The organism is Longimicrobium sp., from assembly GCF_036554565.1.
GTDB lineage: Bacteria > Gemmatimonadota > Gemmatimonadetes > Longimicrobiales > Longimicrobiaceae > Longimicrobium.
Genome location: NZ_DATBNB010000658.1, coordinates 1 through 6,430 on the forward strand (window position 1 = coordinate 1; position 6,430 = coordinate 6,430).

Below are 6,430 nucleotides of genomic sequence, written 5' to 3' on the forward strand. Positions count from 1 at the left end.
GACGGTGGGGTGCGGGTTGTCGACGGTGCCGCCAGCGGTGCGCTCGGCCTTGGACGCCTTGGCCGTGTAGAAGAACCGGGAGGCGCCGCCTGTGTCGCCGTAGATGCGAGTCTGGAACTCGACGTTGCTGCCCCCGTAGCCGATGCTTTCCGTCGCCCGGACGGTCCCGGGACCGCGCCCGCCGTTGCTGACGCGCTCGCCGCTCTGCTCGTCCAGCAACCGCACCGCGCAGCCGGGTTCGTGCTCGTCCTCGCATGCGCAGCCAAGGATCACGTTTGCGGGCCAGCGACCCCGAGCGTCGCCGCCGCGTGGGCCGGGTGTAGCCGCGAAGTCGGTCGCTCCGCTCTCGTGGTACCGGCGACCGGCGCTCGCCTCTCCGTCTCGCCCCTGCGGGTATGGCTTACCGTCGCGAACGTGGGAGAGCAGCCCGCCCGCGCCTGCGCGCAGCACGTCGTCCGTCGCGATGCGGCACGCATCGATGTTGAGCGCCCCCGTCCCGTGCTTGAGGACGTTCGCGGCCACGGTGCCGGGGAAGGGCTTCCGGGCGAAGCAGATCGGCTCGTTGGCGGGCTTCAGGGCCGTGCCCCATCCGGCCCACTCGCGCGCCGCGTCGCTCACGGGCACGTCACTGTCCGTGGTGTGATGGGGGTTGTCCATGTAGGGGCGGCGGTTCCCGATCTGCCGCTGATGACCGATGATGCTCCGCGGCGGCACCTGCTCCCTCTTTGCCCCGGCCGCCTTGTCCAGCGCCTTGCTCACGTCCAGCGACTTCGGAAACCCGGAGCCATAGAGCCACTGCAGCTGATCGCGGATCTCGAAACCGGCGTCCTCGATCGCGCACGCCATCCGGTGGTACGTCCGCGTGCCCCCGAAGGCGAGCAGGTGTCCTCCCGGCTTCAACGCCCGCAGGCCCTGCTTCCACGTCTCCACGTCGAAGGCCACGCCGGAGCGGTCCCACGCTCTCCCCATGAACCCCAGCTCGTACGGCGGGTCGCACACGATGGCGTCCACCGACTCGGCGGGCAGGTCCGCGAGCACCTGCCGGCAGTCCCCCCGGTAGAGGGTGAAGTCGCCCCCTGCGATGTATGGCACGCTCACGCTGCTTCCCCATGCTTTGAGGGAACAGCGTCAACGGGGGAAGCGGAGGGGTTGGCAGCCTGCCACTGCGCGTCGAGGCGGAGCCAGAGCGCGGCCGACGTTCCGAATGCGCACGCCAGCCGCGCCGCCGTGTCGTCGTCTACGAGGACGCCGGGCATCGGGTTGAGGATGAGCGCGGCCAGCCAGGCCGCATGTGCGTCCGCCCCAAGCCGATGAATCAGGTCGCACTCGCCCCACCCGCGCGCGGCCATCTCGTCGCGAACGAACTCCGCGACCGGGAACACTTCTTCCGCCTTCATCGGGCACCCCCACCGTCAGCGGGGGACGGGGCGAAGTCGCGCCAGATCGCCGGGTCCCACTCGGCAAGGTCTCGCCGATCCCGCATCCGGAGCGCCTTGCGAAGGCGGCGGGGCGACGGGTATGCACCCGGCGAGCGCTCCGAGGCGGGATCGCCCATCATGCCCATCACGCGGAGGTGCACCCGGAACCGAGCGTGCCGCCTGCTCATGCGCCCCCCTGCGTGTACGGCGTGGTGTCCCGCCCATGCTTGGCGAGCACGGCCAGACAGACGGCGCGGCCGAGGGAGTTCATCGGCGGACCTTCGGCGTAGCTGAGCCCGTCGCGCTTGGGGTACCGGCACACGTTGAGCTTGGCCCCCAGGATATCCACCTGCCGCCAGCCGGAAAGCTCCCGCTCCATCAGCGCACCCCATGCGGCGGGGTCGTTCGGGTAGTCGGGGAGCAGCACTGTCGGGTAGGCGCCGTTGGCATCCGCGAGCACAAGGACGCGTCGGTCACGCCAGAGTTCTTCACCGCGCCACGTCGCGCCCAGCAGTTCCTCTACATCTACGCACAGCCGTACGTCGGGATCGAGGTGCGACAGCGAGGGCCGCGATTGCGTCTCAGCCATGGCGCGCCTCCAAGTCCCGAGCGAGGCGATCGAAGTTGGCCGGGCTCATGTCGGGCTGACGGTAGATGGAAACTCGGCCGAGGTAGTGGGTCCCCTCGTACACATCCACGTCCACCGTGCTGTCGGTTGCCCGCCGCCGCTCCATGCGCATGCCGGGGATCACGTGCGTAAGGTCGGGCTTCATCGGGCACCTCCCCGGCGGCGCCACTCAGTGTAGGCGACATGCATCCGGGTCCAGCTGATCATCTGGCCGGTCCACGCGTTCGGGTTGAGGCGACGCAGGCGGCACCCCATGCATGGACACGGCTTCATCGGGCACCGTCCGCGTCAGCGGCGGGCGCCGCGAGGCTGATGAGGTGATCGCGGACGGCGGCCCATTCCGCGTTCCGGAACGAGCCGTACGCGTAGATCCGGGGGTGCTTCAGGTTGTGGCCGTTCACGCGGATGAACTCAGCGCACCCAGCCTCCGTGAAGCACGCCGGGGGGGGGTCACGAACTCCCACTCGTCGCGGTAGCCGACGCGACGCCACCCCTCCGGAGTCTCGCCGGTACGCGCGTGCATCCGATCCAGCCACACGGCCCGCCACGGTTCGGCCTCAGCGTAGTCGCCGCCGTCCTCGATCCACACCACGTCCTCGGTGTAGTCGGTGTCGAGCCCGTAGATCCGGTTCCTCTGCTGGACGGCGAAGATGGGCGCGTTCGTCGCCCGGTTATCCTGCGCGACGATGGCCGCGCCGATGGCTTTCAGGTCGCTCAACGGGCACCTCCGGGCACGGCGTTGGCCCCCGAGGGCGCGTCCGCGTCAGCCGTGAACCCCGGGTGCTGCCTCGCCATGTGCTGGCGCAGGTTGGCGAACTCGGTTTCACAGCACGGGCACTTGCCCGCCTGCGTCCGGCTCTTCAGGCGCGTGACAACGCCGCGAGTGGCGGAGAGCTTCCGCTCGGTGGCCTTCCGCGCCTCGTACTGAACCATCTCGTTCTCTTCGGCCCGCTTCCGCCGCGCTGCCTCCTGGTCGACGCGCGCCTGCAGTTCGCGGATGCGCTTCTGCTCCGCGGTCTCGCCGTTGAAGACGAGGGAGTGTCCGTTGGGGCAGTGGAACCCGGCGTGCGTCCGTCGCCGCTCGACCTCCCACGCCGAGGGCACGCCGAAGGTGATGCCGCAGTTGCAGCAGCTGATCGTGACCAGCGCAACCTCAATGTCTATGGTCTTCATCACGCCCTCACGGGTGGATGGTGGACAGCACGGGCGCCCCCCGAGGGCAGGTGCCCAAGGGGGGAGGGGAGAGGGGTCGTCAGCACCGGATATTCCGCCGGATACTCGCCCGAAAACAACCGCGTAGAGGCGCCGGAGCCGCGAAGCTCCGGGCCCGGTTTTACCGCATACTGTCTGGTGAAATGGCCTTACCCCGCATCGTGCAAGGGATGAAGCACATCTGGTACATCACGTTGCCCAGCAGCCCCAGCGCGATCACCCGCGGCAGGTCTTCGCGGCCGGGCATGGAGAACTGGCCGCGCAGGTAGAGCACCGCGAACACCAGCACCGACGCCACCACGAAGCGAAGGCCGTTGAACGCCAGCGGCTCGAACGCGCCCAGCGCGTGCTTGACCACCGCGAAGTTCACGCCCCAGACGAGCACCATCATTGCCAGCGCGGCTTCCGTCCATCCCCATCCCGGCACCGGCGCCGTCGCCTCGGCGCCGATCCCCGGCTCGACATCGGCGCCCTCGCCCAGCCCGTCTTTTTCCTGCATCTTCATCTCCGATGGAAAGCCGGGAAAGAAGCGCGAGCTCCCTCCCCGGCTCGAATGCCGTGGTCCATTGTCGTCATCGGCGCGTCGTCGGCTGGCATCGTCCGCCTGGATCCCGGACGGAAGATCGGTCCACGGGACGTGCGCCGCAACGGGAGCAACCTTGTTCCGCGGGCGCGCGTCAGACATACCGTGCGCCGGCGGGGCTCCACCTGGTTCCATTCTCGCCGACGTTCCAACGACATCTCACCCGCCCCCCGACATCCCATGCACAAGCTCGTTCTTCTCGCCGCGATCATCCTCCTCGCCGCTCGCCCGGCGCACGGCCAGACCGCGGCGGACTCGGCCGCCATCCGCCAGACGGCGCTGGACTACATCGAGGGCTGGTACACGGGCGACCACGAGAGGATGGCGCGCGCGCTCCATCCCGAGCTGGCCAAGCGCCTCGTGCGAACCGACGCCCAGAGCGGCGCCAGCGACATCCGCGACATGGGCGCTTCGGAACTGGTGATGCAGACGCGGCGGGGCGGCGGGCGCGACGTTCCGGCCGGCCGCCAGCGGAAGGACGTGGCCATCCTCGACATCTTCGAGGGCACGGCGAGCGTGCGCGTGGACGCCGCCACGTGGATCGACTACATGCACATCGCCCGGGCGAACGGCCGCTGGCAGATCGTCAACGTGCTGTGGGCTCTGCGGCCGGAGCCGCGGACGCCATAGGCCTGGTTTACCGGCCTCGCTCTGAACTATCATCCCCGACCGGACGCACCTCGCCCCCCTGAGGAGCGCCCGCCCGTCCGAGATAGAGCGCCCTGACGGACACCCTGGAAGCGGATGAGACGCTCGTGGCCTGCGTCCCGGAAGAGTCGGATAACTGGAACGGGCGAGATCCTCGCCGTTGCGCGACCATCGCCGGAACTCCCACGCCTTTTCGGCACTCACACCGTTCTCTGCAGCAAATTCTGGCCGATTCCGCGCTTCGCGTACACTTGTGAAAAAAAGAACATGATTCTTGCGGGAGGCGAAGAAGAACCGTAAGATGAGGGGTGGTCGGCACGTCCCGCCCCTCCGCTACATCCGCATTCCGCCCGCCAATCGATGATCGGCACAGGCCTATACACGCCGCAAGACGCGGCGATGCTCTTGCACGAACAGCCCCGCACCATTCGGCGCTGGGCGTTCGGCTATGGGCGCAATCGCGCGGCTGGCAGAGTGCCATATCCACCGCTGATTGAAACGGACCTATCCCCACTTGAGGGACAGGATGCGCTCACCTTCCTCGAACTGATTGAATTACTGTACATCCGCGCGTTCCTTCGCGCTGGTGTCTCGTGGAAGACGGTTAAGACTGCGGCTAATGTCGCTGCCCGCATGTTCGACTCGAAACATCCGTTCGCCCTCCGGCGACTGTATGTCGATCCGAAGGCGGTTTTTGCAGGCGTGCAGGAGCGTGACGGGCGCGAGACATTGATCCAGCTTGTGGGGCACGGACAGCACACAATGCCGTCAATCGTGAAGCCGTATCTTGACGAACTGGAATTCGACGTGAATGATGTTGCCAATCGCTGGTGGCCGATGGGTCGGTTAGCCGGTGTCGTTATCGATCCAAGGTTCTCATTCGGAGCACCGATAGTTGAGGACGTTGGCATTCGAACACGTACGCTCATCGAAACGTACGATGATGAACTCCCGCGGTACAAAGAACGGACTGTCGACCATGTGGCGTGGACATACACTATTAAAGCGATCCACGTTGAGTCGGCCCTGAGATTCAGAACGTGGCTGATGAACCCGATCGCAAACTAGTTTTCCTGTTCGACGAGAACATGCCAGCACGCCTAGCCCACGCCTTACGTGGGCTAGGCGAAAATTGCTTCCACGTTAGCGATCCTGAGATCAGGCTGAACAACACCCCGGATGAGGTCGTGTTGCGACACGCGGGGGAGCGCGGGTGGATCTACGTAGGACGCGATCATCGTATCCTGCACCTTCCCCACGAGCGAGCGGCACTGCGGGATCATAACATGGGGGCGTTTTTCCTCAATCAATCCCTCAATAAAAGCCTTTGCAGCATCACCACGGCCGTTTTCCGAAATTGGTCAGAGATGAAGCGCCTCTCGGACATATCGTCCCGCCCGTTTCTGTTTCTAATTCGGGAAACGAGTATCAAACCGCTTCGCAAGAAGAACCTGGGGAACCCCGCCGACGAGCAGAGAAAACGTGAACGACACCCCAAGGGAGAAAAGGCCAAGGACGTCACTCCCTGAAATGCGTGACGAACGACACGATATTTGAAGTCGGGCGATGCAAGGTGCAGAAGCCGTAAGACGGGTTCCCTGAAGTGAGCGCAATGCACGCGCGCGCTGGACGCGGTAGCCGAAATGTCCCGTTCAGCGAGCGTCGAGGCGGAGTAGCGAACCCCTCCAACCAGGCCGAGGCCACGATCATGTGACCGCTTCCGCGCCCTGACGTAAAGGTGTCCTCGGCTAGATCCTTCGGCCCGCGAAGGGTGTGCTACGGGCAGGTGAGGTGCGCGTGGGCCTCAGATACCATGTAAAAGCGGGCCGCCACGATGTAAGCTCTCTGGGTCGCTCAAACCTGGAGGCGCTTATGCAGACCGTAACGACCCGCAACGTATCGGTGGTGTCCGTGCCCGCGCTTTATCTCGCGATCGAGACT

10 protein-coding genes are annotated in these 6,430 nt (G+C 66.2%); 3 read left to right on the forward strand and 7 right to left on the reverse strand.

Annotated features, from left to right (window positions below; genetic code table 11):
• The 7 genes from VIB55_RS18280 to VIB55_RS18310 form a co-directional block, all read right to left on the reverse strand.
• The coding region (locus VIB55_RS18280; protein ID WP_331878107.1) for a DNA methyltransferase at nt 1–1,098 on the reverse strand (1,098 nt) is incomplete at its 3' end.
• Nucleotides 1,095–1,397, reverse strand: a complete 303-nt coding sequence (locus VIB55_RS18285) for a hypothetical protein (protein ID WP_331878108.1) — start codon at nt 1,395–1,397, stop codon at nt 1,095–1,097. The genes VIB55_RS18280 and VIB55_RS18285, both read right to left, overlap by 4 nt.
• Nucleotides 1,398–1,602: 205 nt before the next feature.
• Entirely contained in the window at nt 1,603–2,007 is a 405-nt protein-coding gene (locus VIB55_RS18290; RefSeq protein ID WP_331878109.1) for a hypothetical protein, read from the reverse strand.
• Entirely contained in the window at nt 2,000–2,191 is a 192-nt protein-coding gene (locus tag VIB55_RS18295; protein ID WP_331878110.1) for a hypothetical protein, read from the reverse strand. Before VIB55_RS18295 ends, VIB55_RS18290 begins: the two co-directional genes overlap by 8 nt.
• Nucleotides 2,192–2,443: 252 nt before the next feature.
• Nucleotides 2,444–2,764, reverse strand: a complete 321-nt coding sequence (locus tag VIB55_RS18300) for a hypothetical protein (RefSeq protein ID WP_331878111.1) — start codon at nt 2,762–2,764, stop codon at nt 2,444–2,446.
• Nucleotides 2,761–3,219, reverse strand: coding sequence for a hypothetical protein (locus VIB55_RS18305; RefSeq protein WP_331878112.1), 459 nt, complete (start codon nt 3,217–3,219; stop codon nt 2,761–2,763). Before VIB55_RS18305 ends, VIB55_RS18300 begins: the two co-directional genes overlap by 4 nt.
• A gap of 160 nt (nt 3,220–3,379) precedes the next feature.
• Complete coding sequence (locus tag VIB55_RS18310) at nt 3,380–3,757, reverse strand: DMT family transporter (RefSeq protein WP_331878113.1); 378 nt, start codon at nt 3,755–3,757, stop codon at nt 3,380–3,382.
• Between the two features lie 264 nt (nt 3,758–4,021).
• Between VIB55_RS18310 and VIB55_RS18315 the strand changes: the two genes are divergently transcribed.
• The 3 genes from VIB55_RS18315 to VIB55_RS18325 all read left to right on the forward strand — a co-directional run bounded on the left by VIB55_RS18315 (nt 4,022) and on the right by VIB55_RS18325 (nt 6,018).
• Nucleotides 4,022–4,471, forward strand: coding sequence for a nuclear transport factor 2 family protein (locus VIB55_RS18315; protein ID WP_331878114.1), 450 nt, complete (start codon nt 4,022–4,024; stop codon nt 4,469–4,471).
• 378 nt (nt 4,472–4,849) lie between these two features.
• Nucleotides 4,850–5,557, forward strand: a complete 708-nt coding sequence (locus VIB55_RS18320) for a hypothetical protein (protein ID WP_331878115.1) — start codon at nt 4,850–4,852, stop codon at nt 5,555–5,557.
• Entirely contained in the window at nt 5,530–6,018 is a 489-nt protein-coding gene (locus VIB55_RS18325; RefSeq protein WP_331878116.1) for a DUF5615 family PIN-like protein, read from the forward strand. The genes VIB55_RS18320 and VIB55_RS18325 overlap by 28 nt, the downstream gene beginning before the upstream one ends.
• Nucleotides 6,019–6,430 lie beyond the last annotated feature (412 nt).